Source organism: Burkholderia sp. CCA53 (assembly GCF_001685525.1).
Taxonomy (GTDB): Bacteria; Pseudomonadota; Gammaproteobacteria; order Burkholderiales; family Burkholderiaceae; genus Burkholderia; species Burkholderia multivorans.
On record NZ_BDDJ01000001.1, the window covers coordinates 2,686,235 to 2,706,633 of the forward strand.

Annotated in this window: 19 protein-coding genes and 1 tRNA gene; 17 read left to right on the forward strand and 3 right to left on the reverse strand. The window is 65.4% G+C overall.

Annotated elements, in window-relative coordinates; all coding sequences use genetic code 11:
• Positions 1 to 197: 197 nt before the first annotated feature.
• The 6 genes from BCR55_RS12470 (at position 198) to BCR55_RS12495 (ending at position 7,205) form a co-directional block, all read left to right on the forward strand.
• Entirely contained in the window at positions 198 to 1,961 is a 1,764-nt protein-coding gene (locus BCR55_RS12470; RefSeq protein WP_035488715.1) for an acetolactate synthase 3 catalytic subunit, read from the forward strand.
• 111 nt (positions 1,962 to 2,072) lie between these two features.
• Positions 2,073 to 2,564: an acetolactate synthase small subunit gene (ilvN, locus tag BCR55_RS12475; RefSeq protein ID WP_006398781.1), complete on the forward strand. Its 492-nt coding sequence runs from the start codon at positions 2,073 to 2,075 to the stop codon at positions 2,562 to 2,564.
• 106 nt (positions 2,565 to 2,670) lie between these two features.
• Entirely contained in the window at positions 2,671 to 3,687 is a 1,017-nt protein-coding gene (ilvC, locus tag BCR55_RS12480; RefSeq protein ID WP_065494599.1) for a ketol-acid reductoisomerase, read from the forward strand.
• A 127-nt stretch (positions 3,688 to 3,814) separates the two neighbouring features.
• Positions 3,815 to 4,459, forward strand: a complete 645-nt coding sequence (locus BCR55_RS12485; RefSeq protein WP_059940759.1) for a phosphatidylserine decarboxylase — start codon at positions 3,815 to 3,817, stop codon at positions 4,457 to 4,459.
• A 15-nt stretch (positions 4,460 to 4,474) separates the two neighbouring features.
• Complete coding sequence (pssA, locus tag BCR55_RS12490) at positions 4,475 to 5,347, forward strand: CDP-diacylglycerol--serine O-phosphatidyltransferase (RefSeq protein WP_006398784.1); 873 nt, start codon at positions 4,475 to 4,477, stop codon at positions 5,345 to 5,347.
• 313 nt (positions 5,348 to 5,660) lie between these two features.
• Complete coding sequence (locus tag BCR55_RS12495; RefSeq protein WP_006405574.1) at positions 5,661 to 7,205, forward strand: 2-isopropylmalate synthase; 1,545 nt, start codon at positions 5,661 to 5,663, stop codon at positions 7,203 to 7,205.
• Between the two features lie 70 nt (positions 7,206 to 7,275).
• On the opposite strand, the gene BCR55_RS12500 is transcribed toward BCR55_RS12495, so the two are convergent.
• The 3 genes from BCR55_RS12500 to BCR55_RS12510 all read right to left on the reverse strand — a co-directional run bounded on the left by BCR55_RS12500 (position 7,276) and on the right by BCR55_RS12510 (position 10,390).
• Entirely contained in the window at positions 7,276 to 8,826 is a 1,551-nt protein-coding gene (locus BCR55_RS12500; protein ID WP_035488718.1) for a SulP family inorganic anion transporter, read from the reverse strand.
• Between the two features lie 32 nt (positions 8,827 to 8,858).
• Positions 8,859 to 9,500, reverse strand: a complete 642-nt coding sequence (locus BCR55_RS12505) for a carbonic anhydrase (RefSeq protein WP_006405572.1) — start codon at positions 9,498 to 9,500, stop codon at positions 8,859 to 8,861.
• Between the two features lie 377 nt (positions 9,501 to 9,877).
• Positions 9,878 to 10,390 carry a hypothetical protein gene (locus BCR55_RS12510; RefSeq protein WP_053297007.1) on the reverse strand — a complete coding sequence of 171 codons (513 nt, stop codon included), beginning with the start codon at positions 10,388 to 10,390 and terminating at the stop codon, positions 9,878 to 9,880.
• Positions 10,391 to 10,565: 175 nt separating this feature from the next.
• Here BCR55_RS12510 and BCR55_RS12515 point away from each other — a divergent pair, with 175 nt between their 5' ends.
• The 11 genes from BCR55_RS12515 (at position 10,566) to BCR55_RS12565 (ending at position 20,279) form a co-directional block, all read left to right on the forward strand.
• On the forward strand, positions 10,566 to 11,825 hold the full coding sequence (locus BCR55_RS12515; protein WP_065494600.1) for a branched-chain amino acid ABC transporter substrate-binding protein: 1,260 nt from the start codon (positions 10,566 to 10,568) through the stop codon (positions 11,823 to 11,825).
• Positions 11,826 to 11,933: 108 nt separating this feature from the next.
• Positions 11,934 to 12,203: a 30S ribosomal protein S15 gene (gene rpsO, locus BCR55_RS12520; RefSeq protein ID WP_006398792.1), complete on the forward strand. Its 270-nt coding sequence runs from the start codon at positions 11,934 to 11,936 to the stop codon at positions 12,201 to 12,203.
• Between the two features lie 292 nt (positions 12,204 to 12,495).
• The gene (gene pnp, locus BCR55_RS12525; protein ID WP_006405567.1) at positions 12,496 to 14,643 is read left to right on the forward strand and encodes a polyribonucleotide nucleotidyltransferase; all 2,148 of its coding nucleotides are present in this window, start codon (positions 12,496 to 12,498) and stop codon (positions 14,641 to 14,643) included.
• 142 nt (positions 14,644 to 14,785) lie between these two features.
• On the forward strand, positions 14,786 to 15,805 hold the full coding sequence (locus BCR55_RS12530) for an NAD(P)H-quinone oxidoreductase (RefSeq protein ID WP_006410110.1): 1,020 nt from the start codon (positions 14,786 to 14,788) through the stop codon (positions 15,803 to 15,805).
• Between the two features lie 132 nt (positions 15,806 to 15,937).
• On the forward strand, positions 15,938 to 16,693 hold the full coding sequence (gene tpiA / locus BCR55_RS12535) for a triose-phosphate isomerase (RefSeq protein ID WP_035946806.1): 756 nt from the start codon (positions 15,938 to 15,940) through the stop codon (positions 16,691 to 16,693).
• Between the two features lie 72 nt (positions 16,694 to 16,765).
• Positions 16,766 to 17,143 (forward strand): preprotein translocase subunit SecG, encoded by a 378-nt coding sequence (secG, locus tag BCR55_RS12540; RefSeq protein WP_006398797.1) that lies wholly within the window; start codon positions 16,766 to 16,768, stop codon positions 17,141 to 17,143.
• 110 nt (positions 17,144 to 17,253) lie between these two features.
• Positions 17,254 to 17,338: transfer RNA gene (locus BCR55_RS12545), tRNA-Leu, on the forward strand.
• A gap of 154 nt (positions 17,339 to 17,492) precedes the next feature.
• Positions 17,493 to 17,852, forward strand: a complete 360-nt coding sequence (locus BCR55_RS12550) for an NADH-quinone oxidoreductase subunit A (protein WP_006398798.1) — start codon at positions 17,493 to 17,495, stop codon at positions 17,850 to 17,852.
• 62 nt (positions 17,853 to 17,914) lie between these two features.
• Entirely contained in the window at positions 17,915 to 18,394 is a 480-nt protein-coding gene (locus BCR55_RS12555; RefSeq protein ID WP_006398799.1) for an NADH-quinone oxidoreductase subunit B family protein, read from the forward strand.
• A 19-nt stretch (positions 18,395 to 18,413) separates the two neighbouring features.
• Positions 18,414 to 19,016, forward strand: a complete 603-nt coding sequence (locus BCR55_RS12560) for an NADH-quinone oxidoreductase subunit C (protein WP_006398800.1) — start codon at positions 18,414 to 18,416, stop codon at positions 19,014 to 19,016.
• A 9-nt stretch (positions 19,017 to 19,025) separates the two neighbouring features.
• Positions 19,026 to 20,279 (forward strand): NADH-quinone oxidoreductase subunit D, encoded by a 1,254-nt coding sequence (locus BCR55_RS12565; protein ID WP_006398801.1) that lies wholly within the window; start codon positions 19,026 to 19,028, stop codon positions 20,277 to 20,279.
• Positions 20,280 to 20,399: the final 120 nt, after the last annotated feature.

The window sequence follows — 20,399 nt, forward strand, 5'->3', positions numbered from 1 at the left end:
TGATGCGCTGCGGGATATTTTGCTTGACGGCGCATCGGCGAGCCGCTATCGTCGGCGATTCGCAACATGAAGTGATGGTCTCATTTGAGGCTGGCCCATGAAGCCCGCCCTTCAACTGGACGCGCCGCTTGAACCCGAGCCACAAGCCCGGCAGAGAGCACCCGATCAATTTTTTGCCGAAAATTCGAAAGGTCAAAATGAACATGCCCAGCGCGGAATTCTCCACGTCGGAACCCCTTTCCCCTCCCGATAGCGACTCCATCGGCGCCACCGTGCTCATGAAGGCACTGGCCGACGAAAACGTCGAATTCATCTGGGGCTATCCCGGCGGCTCGGTTCTCTATATCTACGACGAGCTTTACAAGCAGGACAAGATTCAGCACGTGCTGGTGCGCCACGAACAGGCGGCCGTGCACGCAGCCGATGCCTATGCGCGCTCCACCGGCAAGGTCGGCGTGTGCCTCGTGACGTCGGGCCCCGGCGTGACGAACGCGGTCACCGGCATCGCGACGGCCTACATGGATTCGATCCCGATGGTCGTGATCAGCGGCCAGGTGCCCACCGCAGCGATCGGCCAGGACGCGTTCCAGGAATGCGATACGGTCGGCATCACGCGCCCGTGCGTGAAGCACAACTTCCTCGTGAAGGACGTGCGCGACCTCGCGGAGACCGTCAAGAAGGCGTTCTACATCGCGCGCACCGGCCGTCCGGGCCCGGTGCTGATCGACATCCCGAAGGACATCTCGAAGACGCCGTGCCAGTACGAGCCCGTCAAGAGCGTGTCGCTGCGCTCGTACAACCCGGTCACGAAGGGCCACTCGGGCCAGATCCGCAAGGCCGTGTCGCTGCTGCTGTCGGCCAAGCGTCCGTACATCTATACGGGCGGCGGCATCATCCTCGCCGATGCGTCGCGCGAGCTGAACCAGTTCGCGGATCTGCTCGGCTATCCGGTCACGAACACGCTGATGGGCCTCGGCGGCTATCGCGCGTCGGACAAGAAATTCCTCGGCATGCTCGGCATGCACGGCACGTACGAAGCCAACATGGCGATGCAGCACTGCGACGTGCTGATCGCGATCGGCGCACGCTTCGACGATCGCGTGATCGGCGATCCGGCGCACTTCGCATCGCGTCCGCGCAAGATCATCCACATCGACATCGACCCGTCGTCGATCTCGAAGCGCGTGAAGGTCGACATCCCGATCGTCGGCGACGTGAAGGAAGTGCTGAAGGAGCTGATCGAGCAGCTGCAGACGGCCGAGCACGGCCCCGATACCGAAGCGCTCGCGCAATGGTGGAAGGACATCGAGAGCTGGCGCGCGAAGGACTGCCTGAAGTACGACCGCGAGAGCGAGATCATCAAGCCGCAGTACGTGGTCGAGAAGGCGTGGGAACTGACGGACGGCAACGCGTTCGTGTGCTCCGACGTCGGTCAGCACCAGATGTGGGCTGCGCAGTTCTACCGTTTCAACAAGCCGCGCCGCTGGATCAATTCCGGCGGGCTCGGCACGATGGGCTTCGGCCTGCCGGCGGCGATGGGCGTCAAGATGGCGCACCCGGACGACGACGTGCTGTGCATCACGGGCGAAGGCTCGATCCAGATGTGCATCCAGGAACTGTCGACCTGCCTGCAGTACGACACGCCCGTGAAGATCATTTCGCTGAACAACCGCTACCTCGGCATGGTTCGCCAGTGGCAGCAGATCGAATACAGCAAGCGCTATTCGCATTCGTACATGGATGCGCTGCCCGATTTCGTGAAGCTTGCCGAAGCGTACGGCCATGTCGGCATGCGGATCGAAAAGACTTCGGATGTGGAGCCGGCGCTGAAGGAGGCGCTGCGCCTGAAGGACCGCACCGTGTTTCTCGACTTCCAGACCGATCCGACCGAAAACGTCTGGCCGATGGTCCAGGCCGGCAAGGGCATCACCGAGATGCTGCTCGGATCGGAAGATCTGTAACGGCGCGACGCGCGCAGCGCGCGGGGCCGCCGCCTTCACGAAGGGCGGTGCGGCACCGGGCGGCGCGCGGCGCGAGTGAATCGACACGGACACATTCTGGAAGAAGCGAACATGAGACACATCATTTCCGTCCTGCTGGAAAACGAACCGGGTGCGCTGTCGCGCGTGGTCGGTCTGTTTTCCGCACGCGGCTACAACATCGAAACCTTGACGGTGGCGCCGACCGAAGACCAATCGCTGTCGCGGCTCACCATCGTATCCATTGGCTCCGACGACGTGATCGAACAGATCACGAAGCATCTGAACCGCCTGATCGAGGTGGTGAAAGTGGTGGACCTGACCGACGGTGCACACATCGAACGCGAGCTGATGCTGATCAAGGTCCGTGCAGTGGGCAAGGAGCGCGAAGAAATGAAGCGGATGTCGGATATTTTCCGCGGCCGCATCATCGACGTGACCGAGAAGACCTACACGATCGAATTGACGGGCGCGAGCGACAAGCTCGACGCATTCATCCAGGGGCTGGACGCGGGTGCGATCCTCGAGACCGTGCGCACCGGCAGCTCCGGCATCGGACGGGGCGAGCGCATCCTGAAGGTGTGATGCCGAGCGGTACGCCGCACGGCACGCCGGGTGCGCCGTCAGGTCCCGGCCCGCAGTACTCCATTTGAACGAATCGTTGAATTTTTGAATTAGCGAAGGAACCACCATGAACGTTTTCTACGACAAAGACGCCGACCTCTCCCTCATCAAGGGCAAGCAAGTCACGATCATCGGCTACGGCTCGCAAGGCCACGCACACGCGCTGAACCTGAAGGACAGCGGCGTGAACGTGACGGTCGGTCTGCGCAACGGTGGCGCGTCGTGGAGCAAGGCCGAGAACGCGGGCCTCGCGGTGAAGGAAATCGCGGAAGCGGTGAAGGGCGCCGACGTCGTGATGATGCTGCTGCCGGACGAGCAGATCGCCGACGTCTACGCGAAGGAAGTGCACGCGAACATCAAGCAGGGCGCGGCACTCGCATTCGCGCACGGCTTCAACGTCCACTACGGCCAGGTGATCCCGCGCGCCGACCTCGACGTGATCATGATCGCGCCGAAGGCACCGGGCCACACCGTGCGCGGCACGTACTCGCAGGGCGGCGGCGTGCCGCACCTGATCGCCGTGGCGCAGAACAAGTCGGGCGCGGCGCGCGACATCGCGCTGTCGTACGCGGCAGCGAACGGCGGCGGCCGTGCCGGCATCATCGAGACGAACTTCCGTGAAGAGACCGAAACCGACCTGTTCGGCGAGCAGGCCGTGCTGTGCGGCGGTACCGTCGAGCTGATCAAGGCCGGCTTCGAAACGCTGGTCGAAGCGGGCTACGCGCCGGAAATGGCGTACTTCGAGTGCCTGCACGAACTGAAGCTGATCGTCGACCTGATCTACGAAGGCGGCATCGCGAACATGAACTACTCGATCTCGAACAACGCCGAGTACGGCGAATACGTGACGGGCCCGCGCGTCGTCACGGAAGAGACGAAGAAGGCGATGAAGCAATGCCTGACCGACATCCAGACCGGCGAATACGCGAAGAGCTTCATTCTGGAAAACAAGGCGGGCGCGCCGACGCTGCAGTCGCGTCGCCGCCTGACGGCCGAGCACCAGATCGAGCAGGTCGGCGCGAAGCTGCGCGCGATGATGCCGTGGATCGCGAAGAACAAGCTCGTCGACCAGACGAAGAACTAAGCACCGCGTGCTGTTCCGGCCCTTCGAACGGAGGGTCGGTGTCAAAAAGCCGCCCGAAGGCAGCAGTGCCCCGGGCGGCTTTTGCTATGCTACGTGCTTTGCAATTCACCGAACACAGAACGAATCCATGAACTATCCTCATCCGATCATCGCGCGCGAAGGCTGGCCGTTCATCGCGATTGCAGCCGTCATCGCGCTGTTGATCCACGCCGTCGGGGGCTTCGGCTTCGCGTGGCCGTTCTGGCTCCTGCTCGTTTTCGTCGTCCAGTTCTTCCGCGATCCGCAGCGCCCGATTCCGGCGCAGCCGAATGCGGTGCTGTGCCCGGCGGACGGCCGCATCGTCGCGGTCGAGACCGCGCACGATCCGTATGCGAATCGCGAAGCGCTGAAAATCAGCGTGTTCATGAATGTCTTCAACGTGCACTCGCAGCGTTCGCCCGTCGACGGCGCGATCACCAAGGTCGAATACTTCCCGGGCGCATTCCTGAACGCGGCGATCGACAAGGCGTCGACCGAAAACGAGCGCAACGCGGTCGTGATCCAGACGGCAAGCGGCAAGACCGTGACCTCCGTGCAGATCGCCGGCCTCATCGCGCGCCGGATTCTCTGCTACGTGCGTGCCGGCGAGCCGCTGTCGCGCGGTCAGCGCTACGGTTTCATCCGCTTCGGTTCGCGCGTCGACGTGTATCTGCCGCTCGGCAGCCGCGCGAAGGTGTCGATCGGCGAGAAGGTGTACGCGTCGTCGACGCTCCTCGCCGAGCTCGAACAGTAAGCGGCGAGGCGCACGATGGCCGCATTCAAACCGCGCCGCCCGCGCAACGGCGTCAACCAGCCGCCGCGCTCGTTCCGCCGCAACAAGGCGCTCACGCCCGAGCCGGCACCGATCGAGAGCCGCCGCGCCGCGCGCCAGCGGTTCCTGAAGACCCGCGGCATTTATCTGCTGCCGAACGCGTTCACGACGGCCGCGCTGTTCTGCGGCTTCTTCGCGGTCGTGCAGGCGATGAACGTGCGGTTCGAAATCGCCGCGATCGCGATCTTCGTCGCGATGGTGCTCGACGGAATGGACGGCCGCGTCGCGCGGATGACGCACACGCAGAGCGCCTTCGGCGAGCAATTCGACAGCCTGTCGGACATGGTGTCGTTCGGCGTCGCGCCGGCGCTCGTGATGTACGAGTGGGTGCTGAAGGATCTCGGCCGCTGGGGCTGGCTCGCCGCATTCGTCTACTGCTCGGGCGCCGCGCTGCGTCTCGCGCGTTTCAACACGAATATCGGCGTCGTCGACAAGCGTTTCTTCCAGGGCCTGCCGAGCCCGGCCGCCGCCGCGCTGATCGCCGGCTTCGTCTGGCTCGCGACCGACAACCGCGTGCCGATGAAGCTCGGCTGGCTGCCGTGGGTCGCGTTCGCGCTGACGATCTACGCAGGCGTGACGATGGTGTCGAACGCGCCGTTCTACAGCGGCAAGGCGCTCGACGTCCGCCACCGCGTGCCGTTCGCGGCAATCCTGCTCGTCGTCGTCGCGTTCGTGCTGGTGTCGTCCGATCCGCCGCTGATGCTGTTCTGCCTGTTCGTGCTGTACGGGCTGTCCGGCTACGTGTTCTGGGCCTACATGGCCGTGCGCGGACGCGCGAATCCCGCGCGCTCGTCGCAGCGCGATCATTGACGCATCGCTCTGCATGCAACGGCGGCCTCGAGGCCGCCGTTTTTATTTGTCCCTGTTTCGCTGGCGCGTGCGTCGCGCTTCGGGCGCCGTCCGATTGCGTACGTTGCGGAATGCCGCTATAGTCTCCGGCATGACTGCGTTCTCCCGCCTCTCCCTCCTTCTAGCCGGTGCGCCGCTACGCGCGCTAGCTTCGGCGCGCCTGCCGCGCTGACCGTTCTCGCCCTCCGTCAAGCCTCGTCTGTTGTTGAGCGTCGCCAGCGGTGGCGCGATCTCATTACGTTGACTTCCGTATAAAGAGCCCTGGAGCCTCCCCATGACAGACAAGCTGATCATTTTCGATACGACCTTGCGTGACGGCGAACAATCGCCCGGTGCGTCGATGACGAAGGAAGAGAAAATCCGCATCGCGAAGCATCTGGAGCGCATGAAGGTCGACGTGATCGAAGCGGGCTTCGCGGCCAGCTCGAACGGCGACTTCGACGCGATCCATACGATCGCCGGTCTCGTGAAGGACAGCACGATCTGCTCGCTGGCACGCGCGAACGACAAGGACATCCAGCGTGCGGCCGATGCGCTGAAGCCGGCCGAGAGCTTCCGGATCCACACGTTCATCGCGACGTCGCCGCTGCATATGGAGAAGAAGCTGCGGATGACGCCCGACCAGGTGTTCGAGCAGGCGCGTCTCGCGGTGCGCTTCGCGCGCAAGTTCACCGACAACGTCGAATTCTCGCCGGAAGACGGCAGCCGCTCCGACATGGACTTCCTGTGCCGCGTGCTGGAAGCGGTGATCGCCGAGGGCGCAACGACGATCAACATCGCCGACACGGTCGGTTACGGCGTGCCCGAGCTGTACGGCAACCTCGTGAAGACGCTGCGCGAGCGCATTCCGAACTCGGACAAGGCGGTCTTCTCGGTGCACTGCCACAACGATCTCGGGATGGCGGTCGCGAACTCGCTGGCCGGCGTGAAGATCGGTGGCGCGCGTCAGGTCGAGTGCACGATCAACGGTCTCGGCGAGCGCGCGGGCAACACGTCGCTCGAAGAAATCGTGATGGCCGTGAAGACGCGCAAGGACTATTTCGGTCTGGACGTCGGCCTCGACACCACGCAGATCGTGCCGACCTCGAAGCTCGTGTCGCAGATCACCGGTTTCGTCGTCCAGCCGAACAAGGCTGTGGTCGGTGCAAACGCGTTCGCGCATGCGTCCGGCATTCACCAGGACGGCGTGCTGAAGGCGCGCGACACGTACGAGATCATGCGTGCGGAAGACGTGGGCTGGACCGCGAACAAGATCGTGCTCGGCAAGCTGTCGGGCCGCAACGCGTTCAAGCAGCGTCTGCAGGAGCTCGGCGTGTCGCTCGACAGCGAAGCCGAACTGAACGCCGCGTTCATGCGCTTCAAGGATCTCGCCGATCGCAAGTCGGAAATCTTCGACGAGGACATCATCGCGATCGTGTCGCAGGAATCGGCGCTCGCGCAGGAGCAGGAACACTTCAAGTTCGTGTCGCTGTCGCAGCATTCGGAAACGGGCGAGCAGCCGCACGCGAAGGTCGTATTCTCGGTCGACGGCAAGGAAGTGGCGGGCGAGGCTCGCGGCAACGGCCCGGTCGACGCGACGCTGAACGCGATCGAGAGCGAGGTGGGCAGCGGCTCCGAGCTGCTGCTGTACTCGGTGAACGCGATCACGACCGGCACGCAGGCGCAGGGCGAAGTGACCGTGCGGCTGTCGAAGAGCGGCCGGATCGTCAACGGCGTCGGCACCGATCCCGACATCGTCGCCGCCTCGGCGAAGGCGTACATCGCCGCGCTGAACAAGCTGCATTCGAAGGACGACAAGCTGAACCCGCAGCGCTCCTGAGCCTCGCGTCGAGCGCATGCCGAAACGCCCCGAGCGGCCTCGTGCCGCCGGGGCGTTTTTTATGCGCGCGTCATTCCGCGGCCGGCGCGCGGAACCCCCAGCGTCGCGGTGCGCTGCCCGGCTGCGCGTGCGGGCGGCGGAACTCGACGGCGATCCCGCGTCGCGGCGCATCGGCGATGAACGCGTCGAGCAGTTCGAGCACGTCGTGATCGATGTAGTCGGCGCGCGTCGCGTCGACGATCACGGCCGCGCGGTCCGGAATGTGCCGCAGATGGTGCTTGACCTGAACCTTGCCGAGGAACGATACGTCCTTGCGGAACGACAGCAGGAAGTGGTCGTCGTGCTGCGCGAGCGTGACCGGGCTTTTCAGGTTCGCGACCGCGACCGTCAGCACGCTGCACGCGAGACCGGCGGCGATGCCGAACAGCAGATCGACGGCCAGCACGCCGGCGATCGTGGCCGCGAACGGGACGAACGCGGCCGGCCCCTGCTTGAGCACGGCACGAAACAGTGCCGGCTTCGCGAGCTTGAGGCCCGTATGGATCAGGATCGCGGCGAGACTCGCGAGCGGAATCAGGTTGATCAGGCCGGTCAGCGCGAACACGCTCACGAGCAGCAGCACGCCATGCACGACGGCCGACACGCGGCTTTGCGCGCCCGCATTGACGTTGACCGAGCTGCGCACGATCACCGAGGTGATCGGCAGGCCGCCGACCGCACCGGCGACCAGATTGCCGACGCCTTGCGCCTTCAGTTCGCGATCGGGCTGCACGGGCCGGCGCTTCGGATCGATCTGCTCGACCGCTTCGAGGCACAGCAGCGTTTCGAGGCTCGCGACGACGGCCAGCGTGATCGCGACGCGCCACACGTCGGGATTGGCGAGCTGCGCGAAGTTCGGGCCCAGCTCCGCGTGCTTCAGCGACGCGGCGAACGCCGCGAACGATTCGAGTTCCGGCAGCGCGACGCGTTGCGCGGCGCCCGGCGCGACGGACGGTGCGACTGCGCCGAGCACGAGCGTCGCGCCGATGCCGAGCACGACGACCGCGAGCGGGGCCGGCACCGCGCGCGCCCATGCGAAGCGGCGCAGCACGCTCGAATCCCATGCGACCAGCAGCGCGAGCGACACGACGGCGATCGCGGTCGCGGCCCAGGCGGCAGGCTGAGCGGACCACGACGCAAACGATTGCGCGGACGCGCCGCCGATGCCGAGCGCGAACGGAATCTGCTTGACGATCAGCAGCACGCCGATCGCGGCGAGCATGCCCTTGATGACGGATGACGGCACGTACGCGGCGAAGCGCCCGGCGCGCAGCATGCCGAACACGAACTGCAGTACGCCGGACAGCAGCACGGCGAGCAGGAACGCGGAGAAGCTGCCGAGCTGCGCGATGCCGTCGACGACGATCACGACGAGGCCGGCCGCCGGCCCGCTGACGGACAGCGACGAGCCGCTCAGCAGCGCGACGACGATGCCGCCGACGATGCCCGACATCAGTCCGGCGAACGGTTCGACGCCGGAGGCATTCGCGATGCCGAGGCAGAGCGGCAGCGCGACGAGGAATACGACAATGCCGGCGACGATGTCGCGCGGCACGGTGGAGAGACGCTCGTTGAGTTTCATGATGGGCGATGTTGAGGGCGAGGAAAGGGGCATCAGCCGAGCGCGTCGGCCATCGCGGCCGGGGCGGCGGCGGGATCGGCGGCGGCGGCCGCATATCCGGAATCGAGCTCCTTGAGGCGGCCGTCGGCGAGCGAGAAGATCCAGCCGTGCACGAGCGGCGGCCGTTCGCGCTCGCGCACGATCGGCGACGCGCGCAGCAGCCGCACCTGCTCGAGCACGTTCAGCTCCGCGAGGCGATCGGCGGCGGCCGCATCGTCGAGCCCGTCGAGCTCGTGACGATGGCGCCGCGCGAGCGAGCAGAGCGGTGCGATCCGGCGCGCGACGTGCGGCAGATCGGCGGGCGGCGGCAGCAGCGATGCGCGTACGCCGCCGCATCCGTAGTGACCGCAGACGATCACGTGATCGACTGCGAGCACGCGCACCGCGTATTCGAGCACGCTCGCGGCGTTGTCGTCGTCCGGATGGAACAGGTTCGCGATGTTGCGATGAACGAACAGTTCGCCGGGCGCGCAATGCGTGATCGTCTCGGCCGGCACGCGGCTGTCCGCGCAGCCGATCCACAGCACGCGCGGGTTCTGCCCGCGCGCGAGCGCGTCGAAGAAGCCGGGCGTGCGTTCGCGCGTTTCGCGGGCCCAGGCGATGTTGGCAACCAGCATGCTCTTGGGGCGGTTCATCAGGACTCCTTTTATATCGAGACAGAGAAATATCGCTCAAAGCGACGCATCGACATGCTTTCTGAATTGAAAGGTTGGTTTCGACTGATATTAGGGGTATGCCCTAGCGCTTCGGGTGAGGAGAAACAAATTGTTTCAAATTGACGTATCGAGGTGCATCGGCGCACCAAAGCAACGCATGCAATCGCGGCGACGGCGGTCGGCGCGGAAGCCCGCCATACAAAGCGGCGCGGCCGAACGTGCGGCCGCGACGACGCGAAAGCTGCGACGCGCGATTGAATCGAGCGGTGAAATAAGCAAATGGCCATTCACGATCGCTTGTGAATGGCCATTTCGAAAAAGCGGCGGAAAATCGTCCGGAAATGAATCGGCGCGATTCAGAACAGATTGCGGCGATCGGGGTCGTGCAACGGATCGGGCGTCTTCTGCGTCATGCGCAGAATGCCCTGCGGGTCGAAATAGAAGCTGTACATCAGGTACCAGACGTTGTCCTCGAGATACCGGTACGTCCACACCTCGCGCTTCATCAACGGGAAATACGACGTCTCGACCGGGCGGCCGAAGTTGACGAGCACGTCCGTCTTCGTCCACTTGCCGATCTCGGCGCGATAGAACTCGCTCGGCTGCAGCACCTGGCGGACGTTGAGGATCTTGCCCGCCGCGTCGACGTCGGCCGCGACGGTGATTTCGCCCATCGGCTGCGTCGGCCACATTAGCCGCTTGCCGCCGCCGGGCAGATCGTAGATCTCGCGCGGCGGGCCCATGCGGGCGACGATCGCCGACGAGTCCTGACCGGCCTGGTATTGCTGCCACGGTTGCGCGCAACCGGCCAGCAGCGCCGCCGCACAGGCGAGCAGGACCGGCAGGCGCGCGGGAATGCGAATGCGCATCGGGATTCTCCAGTACACGGGAAAACAGTCCAGTTGTATCACGGACGGCGCACGCCGGCGCGCGGCGTTGGAAAAAATCGGTGCGGATCGGCAGCGCGGCGGACCGCTTGCCGGCGTGCGGGCAGCGGGCCTATGATTCGGCGCTTCTCGGAACGGATCGAAGGGCGGAAGACCGATGCAGGGATGGAAGCGTTGCGCGCTCGCATGGAGCGCCGGATGGATGATCGCGGTGTCCGCGTTCGCGGGCGGCGAGCCGGTGCGGATCGCGCTGATCGAAGGGATGTCCGGGCCGTTCGCGAATGCGGGGGCGGCGGTCGAGCGCAACCTGCGGTTCGGCGTCGAGCAGGTCAACGCGGCGGGCGGCGTGAAGCTGCGCGACGGCGCGCATCCGCTCGAGCTCGTCGTACTCGACAGCAAGGGCAGCCCCGAAGAGGCGCTGATGCAACTGCGCGCGGCCGCCGACCGGCACATCGGCTTCGTGGCGCAGGGCAACAGCTCGGCCGTCGCGGCCGCGCTCGTGGCGGCGCTCGACAAGCAGAATGCACGCGATCCCGACAACCGGATGCTGTTCCTGAACTATTCGGCCGACGATCCGGCGCTGACCGGCGCACGCTGCAGCTTCTGGCACTTTCGCTTCGACGCGCACGCGGGCATGCGGATGGCCGCGCTGGCCGACGTGATGGCGCGCGACCCGGCGCTGCGTAACGTGTACCTGCTGAACCAGGACTACAGCTTCGGGCGCGACGTCAGCGCGCTCGCGCGGCAGACGCTCGCGGCGCGCCGTGCGGACGTGCGCATCGTCGGCGACGAGTTCCATCCGATCGGCCGCATCAAGGACTTTTCGCCGTATGTCGCGAAGATTCGCGCGAGCGGTGCCGACGCGGTCGTCACCGGCAACTGGGGCAACGACCTGACGCTGCTCGTGAAGGCGGCGCGCGAGCAGGGGCTGAACGCGAAGTTCTACACGTTCTACGGCAACAGTCTCGGTGCGCCGGCCGCGCTCGGCGACGCGGGCGTCGCGCGCGTGGTGGCGGTCGCCGACTGGCATCCGAACGTCGGCGGCGCGAAGTCCGACGCGTTCTACCGCGCGTTCCGCGCCCGTTTTCCGGCAGCGCAGGACGACTACCCGGTGCGGCGCATGAGCGAGATGATCGAAATGCTCGCCGCCGCGATCGACCGTGCGGGTTCGGCCGACCCCGTCGCCGTCGCGCGTGCGCTGGAGGGGCTGTCGTTCGACGACGGCTTTCACCCGGCGCGGATGCGCGCGCAGGATCACCAGTTGATCCAGCCCCTTTACGTGATGGAAATGGACAAGGCGGGCACGCCGGGCGTGCGCTTCGACAACGAAGGCTCCGGGTACGGGTTCCGGACCGTGCTCGCGGTGCCGGCGGCGCGCACGGAGGCGCCGTCGACCTGCTCGATGAAGCGCCCGTGACCGCAAGCGCTTAGGCGCGACGCGGAGTTGTGCTACAATGCGCGCCGGTTGTAAGTCACGGCACGGCCATTCTTCCGTGTCCGCCTGTTTAGTTTGAAAGGAAATCACATGTCTGTTGCAGATATCAAGAAGTCGGAAGTCGTTGCTCAGTTCGCCCGCGGTACCAACGACACGGGTTCGCCCGAAGTCCAGGTCGCACTGCTGACCGCACGTATCGTCGAACTGACGGGTCACTTCAAGACCCACGCGAAGGATCACCACAGCCGCCGCGGCCTGCTGCGCATGGTGAGCCGTCGCCGCAAGCTGCTCGACTACCTCAAGGGCAAGGATGCCGACCGTTACCGCGCGCTGATCGAGAAGCTGGGTCTGCGTAAGTAATCGCGGGGCGATTGCCGCCAGCAAGATGCCTGTGTCAGTCCGCTGATGCAGGCATTTTGTTTTTGCGCGGTGCGTAGCGTCACGCGCACCGCAGGCAGTCCGGCCGTTCTCGGCGGGCTGCCGCAACGATCGATACCGGGGTCGGGATTTGTGTCATTCCAGCGCGCCGCTTTGCGAGCGCCGCGCTGGAATGGCATAAAAAACACACCTTGCTCCGGGTGATTCGGTCGGGACGCCGCCGCGCGGGATGACCGGCGCGGCGAACGAAATGCATGAATACAAAGGAGCAACCATGTCCATGTTCAACAAGGTCGTGAAGGAATTCCAGTGGGGCCAGCACAAGGTGCGCCTCGAAACCGGTGAAATCGCGCGCCAGGCGAGCGGCGCGGTGATCGTCGACGTCGAGGACACCGTCGTGCTCGCGACCGTCGTCGGCGCGAAGTCGGCGAAGCCGGGCCAGGACTTCTTCCCGCTGACCGTCGACTACATCGAAAAGACCTATTCGGCCGGCAAGATCCCGGGCGGCTTCTTCCGTCGCGAAGGCCGTCCGTCGGAACACGAAACGCTGACGTCGCGCCTGATCGACCGTCCGCTGCGCCCGCTGTTCCCGGAAGGCTTCTACAACGAAGTGCAGGTCGTGATCCACGTGCTGTCGGTGAACCCGGAAATCCCGGCCGACATCCCCGCGCTGATCGGCGCATCGGCCGCGCTCGCCGTGTCCGGCCTGCCGTTCAACGGCCCGGTCGGTGCTGCGCGCGTCGCGTACGTGAACGACCAGTACGTGCTGAACCCGACCCGCGAGCAGCTCAAGTCCTCGCGTCTCGACCTCGTCGTCGCCGGCACCGAGCGTGCGGTGCTGATGGTCGAATCGGAAGCCGATCAACTGTCGGAAGAAGTGATGCTCGGCGCGGTCGTGTTCGGCCACGAGCAGATGCAAACCGCGATCGACGCAATCCACGAACTCGTGCGCGACGGCGGCAAGCCCGAGTGGGACTGGCAGCCGGCGCCGAAGGACGAGGCGCTGATCGCCCGCGTGACCGAAATCGCGCAGCCGGAACTGCTCGCCGCGTACCAGATCCGCGACAAGCAGGCCCGCTCGGCGAAGCTGAAGGAAGTGTACGCAGCGACGTCCGCGAAGCTGGAAGAGGATGCGCTGGCGGCCGGCACGGTCGCGGCCGACAAGGCCACGGTCGGCAACATCCTGTTCGATCTCGAAGCGAAGATCGTCCGCGGCCAGATCCTGAACGGCGAGCCGCGTATCGACGGCCGCGACACGCGCACGGTGCGTCCGATCGAGATCCGCACGGGCGTGCTGCCGCGCACGCACGGCTCCGCGCTGTTCACGCGCGGCGAGACGCAGGCGCTCGTCGTCGCGACGCTCGGCACGAAGGGTGACGAGCAGATCATCGACGCGCTCGAAGGCGAATACCGCGAGCGCTTCATGCTCCACTACAACATGCCGCCGTTCGCGACCGGCGAAACGGGCCGCGTCGGCTCGCCGAAGCGCCGCGAGATCGGTCACGGCCGCCTCGCGAAGCGCGCGCTCGTCGCGTGCCTGCCGAGCGCCGAAGAGTTCGGCTACTCGATTCGCGTCGTGTCGGAAATCACCGAGTCGAACGGTTCGTCGTCGATGGCATCGGTGTGCGGCGGCTGCCTCGCGCTGATGGACGCCGGCGTGCCGATGAAGGCGCACGTCGCGGGCATCGCGATGGGCCTGATCCTCGAAGGCAACAAGTTCGCGGTGCTGACCGACATCCTCGGCGACGAAGATCACCTCGGCGACATGGACTTCAAGGTCGCGGGCACCGCGCAGGGCGTGACGGCGCTGCAGATGGACATCAAGATCCAGGGCATCACGAAGGAAATCATGCAGGTCGCGCTCGCGCAGGCGAAGGAAGGCCGCATGCACATCCTCGGCAAGATGACGGAAGCGGTGGCCGGCGCGAACACGCAGCTGTCCGAATTCGCACCGCGCATGATCACGATCAAGATCAACCCGGAAAAGATCCGCGACGTGATCGGCAAGGGCGGCTCGGTGATCCGCGCGCTGACCGAAGAAACGGGCACGACGATCGACATCTCCGACGACGGCGTCGTGACGATCGCGAGCACGAGCAGCGAAGGCATGGCCGAAGCGAAGAAGCGCATCGAGAACATCACGGCCGAGATCGAAGTCGGCCAGGTGTACGAAGGCACGGTGCTGAAGCTGCTCGATTTCGGCGCGATCGTGAACCTGCTGCCGGGCAAGGACGGCCTGCTGCACATCTCGGAAATCGTCAACGAGCGCGTGAAGGACATCAACGACTACCTGAAGGAAGGTCAGCAGGTGAAGGTCAAGGTGATCCAGACGGACGAGAAGGGTCGCGTGCGTCTGTCGGCGAAGGCGCTGCTGAACGAAGCAGCGGCTGCGGCGCAGTCGGATACGCCGCCGCAGCAGTAAGCGGAACGGCGAACGAACGGCCGGCTGCGCGAAAGCGGGCCGGCCGTTTTTTCTGTAGCATCGTTGTGCGGCGCAGCAGCGCCGGCCATGCGTCCGCGCGCGGCGGACGCGCATCCGATCCCGACCCAGGAGCGACGAAACCATGAAAGCGATCGAAATCACCGAATTCGGCGCCCCCGACGTGCTGAAGCTGACGGAGCGCCCGCGCCCCGAGCCGCAGCGCGGCGAAGTGCTGATCAAGGTGGCGGCGTCCGGCGTGAACCGGCCCGACGTGTTCCAGCGCAAGGGCGCGTATGCGCCGCCGCCGGGCGCGTCCGATCTGCCGGGTCTCGAGATCGCGGGCGAAATCGTCGGCGGCGATCTGTCCGACGCCGCGTTGAATCCGTTCGGGCTGAAGCTCGGCGACCGCGTGTGCGCGCTGCTCGCGGGCGGCGGCTATGCCGAATACGCGACCGTGCCGCTGCTGCAGTGTCTGCCGGTGCCGCGCGGCCTCACCGACATCGAAGCGGCGTCGCTGCCCGAGACGTTCTTTACCGTGTGGAGCAACGTGTTCGATCGCGCGCAGCTCGGCGCGGGCGAGGGCGGCGAGCAGGAAACGCTGCTCGTGCAGGGCGGTTCGAGCGGCATCGGCGTGACGGCGATCCAGATCGCGCATGCGCTCGGCTTTCGCGTGTTCGCGACGGCGGGCACGGCGGAGAAGTGCCGTGCGTGCGAGGCGCTAGGCGCGGAGCGCGCGATCGACTACAAGACCGAGGACTTCGTCGAAGTCGTGAAGTCGCTGACCAACGATCGCGGCGTCGACGTGATTCTCGACATGGTCGCGGGCTCCTACGTGCCGCGCGAACTCTCCGCGCTGGCCGACGGCGGGCGGCTCGTGATCATCGCGCTGCTCGGCGGCGCCAAGGCAGAAGTCAATCTCGGCGAGATCCTGCGCCGCCGGCTGACGATCACGGGCTCGACGCTGCGTCCGCGGCCCGTCGAGTTCAAGGCGCAGATCGCGGCGCAGCTCAAGGCGCGCGTGTGGCCGCTGATCGAGGACGGCCGCATCAAGCCCGTCATCTATCGCGTGCTGCCTGCGGCCGAGGCCGCGCAGGCGCATGCGCTGATGGAAAGCAGCGAGCACATCGGCAAGATCGTGCTCGATTGGGGTACGAGCGCGTAACGGCCGCGGCTGCCGGACTTGACATGCGCGGTTTGACCGGTTCAAGCCGCGCGCAGTAAAATCGCGGGTTTGCTTCGCCAGATCAAACCTGACGGCCGGCTCGCACGGCACGTCGATGACGAGACAGACACGATGTCGAAACAGAGAACAAAGCGGGTGATCGGCAACTGGAAGATGCACGGCCGGCTGGCCGGCAACCAGGCGTTGCTGAACGAAGTGGTGCAGGGTGCGGGCGCCGTGGCGGCCGACACCGCGATCGGCGTGTGCGTGCCGTTCCCGTATCTCGCGCAGGTTCAGGCGCAGCTCGGCGGCAGCCGTATCGCGTGGGGCGCGCAGGACGTGTCGGCACACGAGCAGGGTGCGTTCACCGGCGAAGTCGCGGCGGCGATGGTCGCCGAATTCGGCGCGTGCTACGCGATCGTCGGCCACTCGGAGCGCCGCGCGTATCACGGCGAGCGCAACGAGACGGTCGCGGCGAAGACGCAGCGCGCACTCGCCGCGGGGCTGACGCCCGTCGTCTGCGTCGGCGAGACGCTCGAGCAGCGCGAATCGGGCGCGACCGAGCAGGTCGTCGGCGCGCAGCTCGATGCAGTGCTCGCGGTGTTGAGCGCGGACGAAGCCGCGCGCATCGTCGTCGCGTACGAACCGGTGTGGGCGATCGGCACCGGCAAGAGCGCGACGTCCGCGCAGGCGCAGGACGTGCACGCATTCCTGCGCGCGCGGCTCGCGGCCAAGGGTGCGGCCGACGTATCGGTGCTGTACGGCGGCAGCGTGAAGCCGGACAACGCGGAAGAACTGTTCGCACAGCCGGACATCGACGGCGGCCTGATCGGCGGCGCGTCGCTGAAGGCGGAAGATTTTCTGGCGATCTGCCGGGCCGCGCGTTGAGCGGTCGGCGATCGAATTGAACCATGACGGCGGCCGGCGAGTCCGGTCGCCCGATCCAATCGGGTGGATGTGATGCTGTTATTCAAGACGCTGATTATTGTCGTGCAAGTGCTGTCTGCACTGGGTGTGATCGGACTCGTGCTGCTGCAGCACGGCAAGGGTGCCGACATGGGCGCCGCGTTCGGCAGCGGTGCCTCGGGCAGTCTGTTCGGCGCGACCGGTTCGGCGAACTTCCTGTCGCGCACGACCGCCGTGCTCGCAACGGTCTTTTTCGTCGCGACGCTCGCGCTGACGTACATTGGCTCGTACAAGTCGACGCCGTCGGCCGGCGTGCTCGGCGGCGTGGCGACCGCGCCGGCGCCCGTTTCGGCGGCATCGACGCCGGCTGCGCCCGCGTCCGCTGCGGCCGCCTCGACGGCGAGCGCGCCGGGCCAGGACGTCCCGAAATAAAAAATTAAAATTTTTCCGTTTGTGCGTTGAACAATTCTGGAAGTCAGGTTAGAATTTAATTCTTGAAGCGATTCGCGGGTAACAGCAGTCAAACCCGGGTTGCATGCAGTGCCGACGTGGTGAAATTGGTAGACACGCTATCTTGAGGGGGTAGTGGCGAAAGCTGTGCGAGTTCGAGTCTCGCCGTCGGCACCAAAGTTACTCAATGCCAGCCGCTTCTCGTGGCTGGCATTTTTCATTTGTGGGGTGCGCTTTCGGATGTCTTGCGATCGCATGCACTCCGAAATGATCCCTTCCGCCGGATGGTGGTATTCTCCGGACGCTCAGAACCAACCGATAGAGGATTGCCTTGAACCTCGCAGCCTATTACCCCGTCTTGTTGTTCCTTCTCGTGGGCACTGGTTTAGGTATAGCGCTGGTCAGCATCGGCAAGCTCCTGGGTCCCAACAAGCCGGACGTCGAGAAGAACGCACCGTACGAGTGCGGCTTCGAAGCCTTCGAAGACGCCCGGATGAAATTCGACGTCCGGTACTACCTCGTCGCCATCCTGTTCATCATCTTCGATCTCGAAACCGCATTCCTGTTTCCGTGGGGCGTCGCGCTCCGCGACATCGGCTGGCCCGGTTTCATCGCAATGATGATTTTTCTGCTCGAATTCCTGCTGGGCTTTGCCTATATCTGGAAGAAAGGCGGCCTCGACTGGGAGTGATGGGTTAATCGCCGGTTTGCATGGGTGGCCGCGCCCGGTCGCCCGTCTGGAGTGGAAAGCAAATGAGTATCGAAGGGGTCTTGAAGGAAGGGTTTGTCACCACCACGGCTGACAAGCTGATCAACTGGACGCGTACCGGCTCGCTGTGGCCGATGACGTTCGGGCTCGCGTGTTGCGCCGTCGAGATGATGCATGCGGGCGCGGCCCGTTACGATCTGGACCGGTTCGGCGTCGTGTTTCGTCCGAGCCCGCGTCAGTCCGACGTGATGATCGTCGCCGGCACGCTGTGCAACAAGATGGCACCCGCGCTGCGCCGCGTGTACGACCAGATGGCCGAGCCGCGCTGGGTGATCTCGATGGGGTCGTGCGCGAACGGCGGCGGCTACTACCACTACTCGTACTCGGTGGTTCGCGGCTGCGACCGGATCGTGCCGGTCGACGTCTACGTGCCGGGCTGCCCGCCGACGGCCGAGGCGCTGGTCTACGGCGTGATCCAGCTTCAGGCGAAGATCCGCCGCACCAACACCATCGCCCGTCAATAAGCCCCGAGCGTCCCCCAATATGGCAAGCAAAATCGAGACCCTCAAGGCCAACCTCGAAGCCGCGCTCGGCGCGCGCGTGGTGAGCCTTACCGAAGCGATCGGTGAACTGACGCTCGTCGTGAAGGCGAGCGATTACCTCGACGTCGCGACGACGCTGCGCGACGATCCGAAGCTGCGCTTCGAGCAACTGATCGACCTGTGCGGCGTCGACTACCAGACCTACGGCGACGGCGCCTACGACGGCCCGCGCTTCGCGGCCGTCACGCACCTGCTGTCGGTCACGAACAACTGGCGTCTGCGCCTGCGCGTGTTCGCACCGGACGACGATCTGCCGATCGTTCCGTCGCTCGTCGACATCTGGAATTCCGCGAACTGGTACGAGCGCGAGGCGTTCGACCTGTACGGCATCGTGTTTGAAGGCCACCCCGACCTGCGCCGCATCCTCACCGACTACGGCTTCATCGGCCATCCGTTCCGCAAGGACTTCCCGGTGTCGGGCTACGTCGAAATGCGTTACGACCCGGAAGAGAAGCGCGTCGTGTACCAGCCGGTGACGATCGAGCCGCGCGAAATCACGCCGCGCGTGATCCGCGAGGATCGCTATGGCGGTCTGAAACATTAAGGGGGCGTCATGGCAGAAATCAAGAACTACACGCTCAACTTCGGCCCGCAGCACCCGGCAGCGCACGGCGTGCTGCGCCTCGTGCTCGAGCTCGACGGCGAAGTCATCCAGCGCGCCGATCCGCATATCGGCCTGCTGCACCGCGCGACCGAAAAGCTCGCGGAAAACAAGACCTTCATCCAGTCCGTGCCGTACATGGACCGTCTCGACTACGTGTCGATGATGGTCAACGAGCACGGCTACGTGCTCGCGATCGAGAAGCTGCTCGGCATCGCGGTGCCGGAACGCGCGCAGTATATCCGCGTGCTGTTCGACGAAATCACGCGCGTGCTGAACCACCTGATGTGGATCGGCGCGCACGCACTCGACGTCGGCGCGATGGCGGTGTTCCTGTACGCCTTCCGCGAGCGCGAAGACCTGATGGACGTGTATGAAGCGGTGTCCGGCGCACGGATGCACGCGGCGTACTATCGTCCGGGCGGCGTCTATCGCGACCTGCCGGACGCGATGCCGCAATACAAGGCGTCGAAGATCCGCAACGAGAAGGCGCTCGCGAAGATGAACGAAGCGCGCAGCGGCTCGGTGCTCGACTTCATCGACGACTTCTTCACGCGCTTCCCGAAGTGCATCGACGAGTACGAAACGCTGCTGACCGACAACCGGATCTGGAAACAGCGTCTGGTCGGCATCGGCGTCGTGAGCCCGGAACGTGCGCTGCAGATGGGGCTCACCGGCCCGATGCTGCGCGGCTCGGGCATCGCGTGGGATCTGCGCAAGAAGCAGCCGTACGAAGTGTACGACCGCATGGATTTCGACGTGCCGGTCGGCGTGAACGGCGATTGCTACGACCGCTATCTGGTGCGCGTCGAGGAAATGCGCCAGTCGGTCCGCATCGCGAAACAGTGTATTGAGTGGCTCCGCAAGAATCCGGGCCCCGTGATGACGGACAATCACAAGGTTGCGCCGCCGTCGCGCGTCGGCATGAAGACCAACATGGAAGACTTGATTCACCACTTCAAGCTCTTCACCGAAGGTTTCCATGTGCCGGAAGGCGAAGCGTACGCGGCGGTCGAGCATCCGAAGGGCGAGTTCGGCATCTATCTCGTGTCCGACGGTGCCAACAAGCCGTATCGTCTCAAGATTCGCGCACCGGGCTTCGCGCACCTGGCGTCGCTCGACGAAATGGCGCGCGGTCACATGATCGCCGACGCCGTCACCATCATCGGTACGCAGGACATCGTGTTCGGCGAAATCGATCGCTAATGGTCGCGCCGCCTGCGCGAGCGGGCGGCGAGCAGTAAGTCACACGCGATGCGCGCTGAACCGGCGCGGCTTCGCAAGCTGTCAACAGTGAGCGCCAGGTCTGCCGTCCACGCACGCCGT

Coding starts and splice junctions, on each gene's coding strand:
- tpiA (WP_035946806.1), top strand. CDS start 15,938: ATGTCGAAACAGAGAACAAAGCGGGTGATCGGCAACTGGAAGATGCAC.
- BCR55_RS12515 (WP_065494600.1), top strand. CDS start 10,566: ATGCAGGGATGGAAGCGTTGCGCGCTCGCATGGAGCGCCGGATGGATG.
- BCR55_RS12530 (WP_006410110.1), top strand. CDS start 14,786: ATGAAAGCGATCGAAATCACCGAATTCGGCGCCCCCGACGTGCTGAAG.
- BCR55_RS12500 (WP_035488718.1), bottom strand. CDS start 8,826: ATGAAACTCAACGAGCGTCTCTCCACCGTGCCGCGCGACATCGTCGCC.
- BCR55_RS12510 (WP_053297007.1), bottom strand. CDS start 10,390: ATGCGCATTCGCATTCCCGCGCGCCTGCCGGTCCTGCTCGCCTGTGCG.
- secG (WP_006398797.1), top strand. CDS start 16,766: ATGCTGTTATTCAAGACGCTGATTATTGTCGTGCAAGTGCTGTCTGCA.
- BCR55_RS12565 (WP_006398801.1), top strand. CDS start 19,026: ATGGCAGAAATCAAGAACTACACGCTCAACTTCGGCCCGCAGCACCCG.
- BCR55_RS12495 (WP_006405574.1), top strand. CDS start 5,661: ATGACAGACAAGCTGATCATTTTCGATACGACCTTGCGTGACGGCGAA.
- pnp (WP_006405567.1), top strand. CDS start 12,496: ATGTCCATGTTCAACAAGGTCGTGAAGGAATTCCAGTGGGGCCAGCAC.
- BCR55_RS12555 (WP_006398799.1), top strand. CDS start 17,915: ATGAGTATCGAAGGGGTCTTGAAGGAAGGGTTTGTCACCACCACGGCT.
- ilvN (WP_006398781.1), top strand. CDS start 2,073: ATGAGACACATCATTTCCGTCCTGCTGGAAAACGAACCGGGTGCGCTG.
- BCR55_RS12505 (WP_006405572.1), bottom strand. CDS start 9,500: ATGAACCGCCCCAAGAGCATGCTGGTTGCCAACATCGCCTGGGCCCGC.
- pssA (WP_006398784.1), top strand. CDS start 4,475: ATGGCCGCATTCAAACCGCGCCGCCCGCGCAACGGCGTCAACCAGCCG.
- rpsO (WP_006398792.1), top strand. CDS start 11,934: ATGTCTGTTGCAGATATCAAGAAGTCGGAAGTCGTTGCTCAGTTCGCC.
- ilvC (WP_065494599.1), top strand. CDS start 2,671: ATGAACGTTTTCTACGACAAAGACGCCGACCTCTCCCTCATCAAGGGC.
- BCR55_RS12560 (WP_006398800.1), top strand. CDS start 18,414: ATGGCAAGCAAAATCGAGACCCTCAAGGCCAACCTCGAAGCCGCGCTC.
- BCR55_RS12470 (WP_035488715.1), top strand. CDS start 198: ATGAACATGCCCAGCGCGGAATTCTCCACGTCGGAACCCCTTTCCCCT.
- BCR55_RS12485 (WP_059940759.1), top strand. CDS start 3,815: ATGAACTATCCTCATCCGATCATCGCGCGCGAAGGCTGGCCGTTCATC.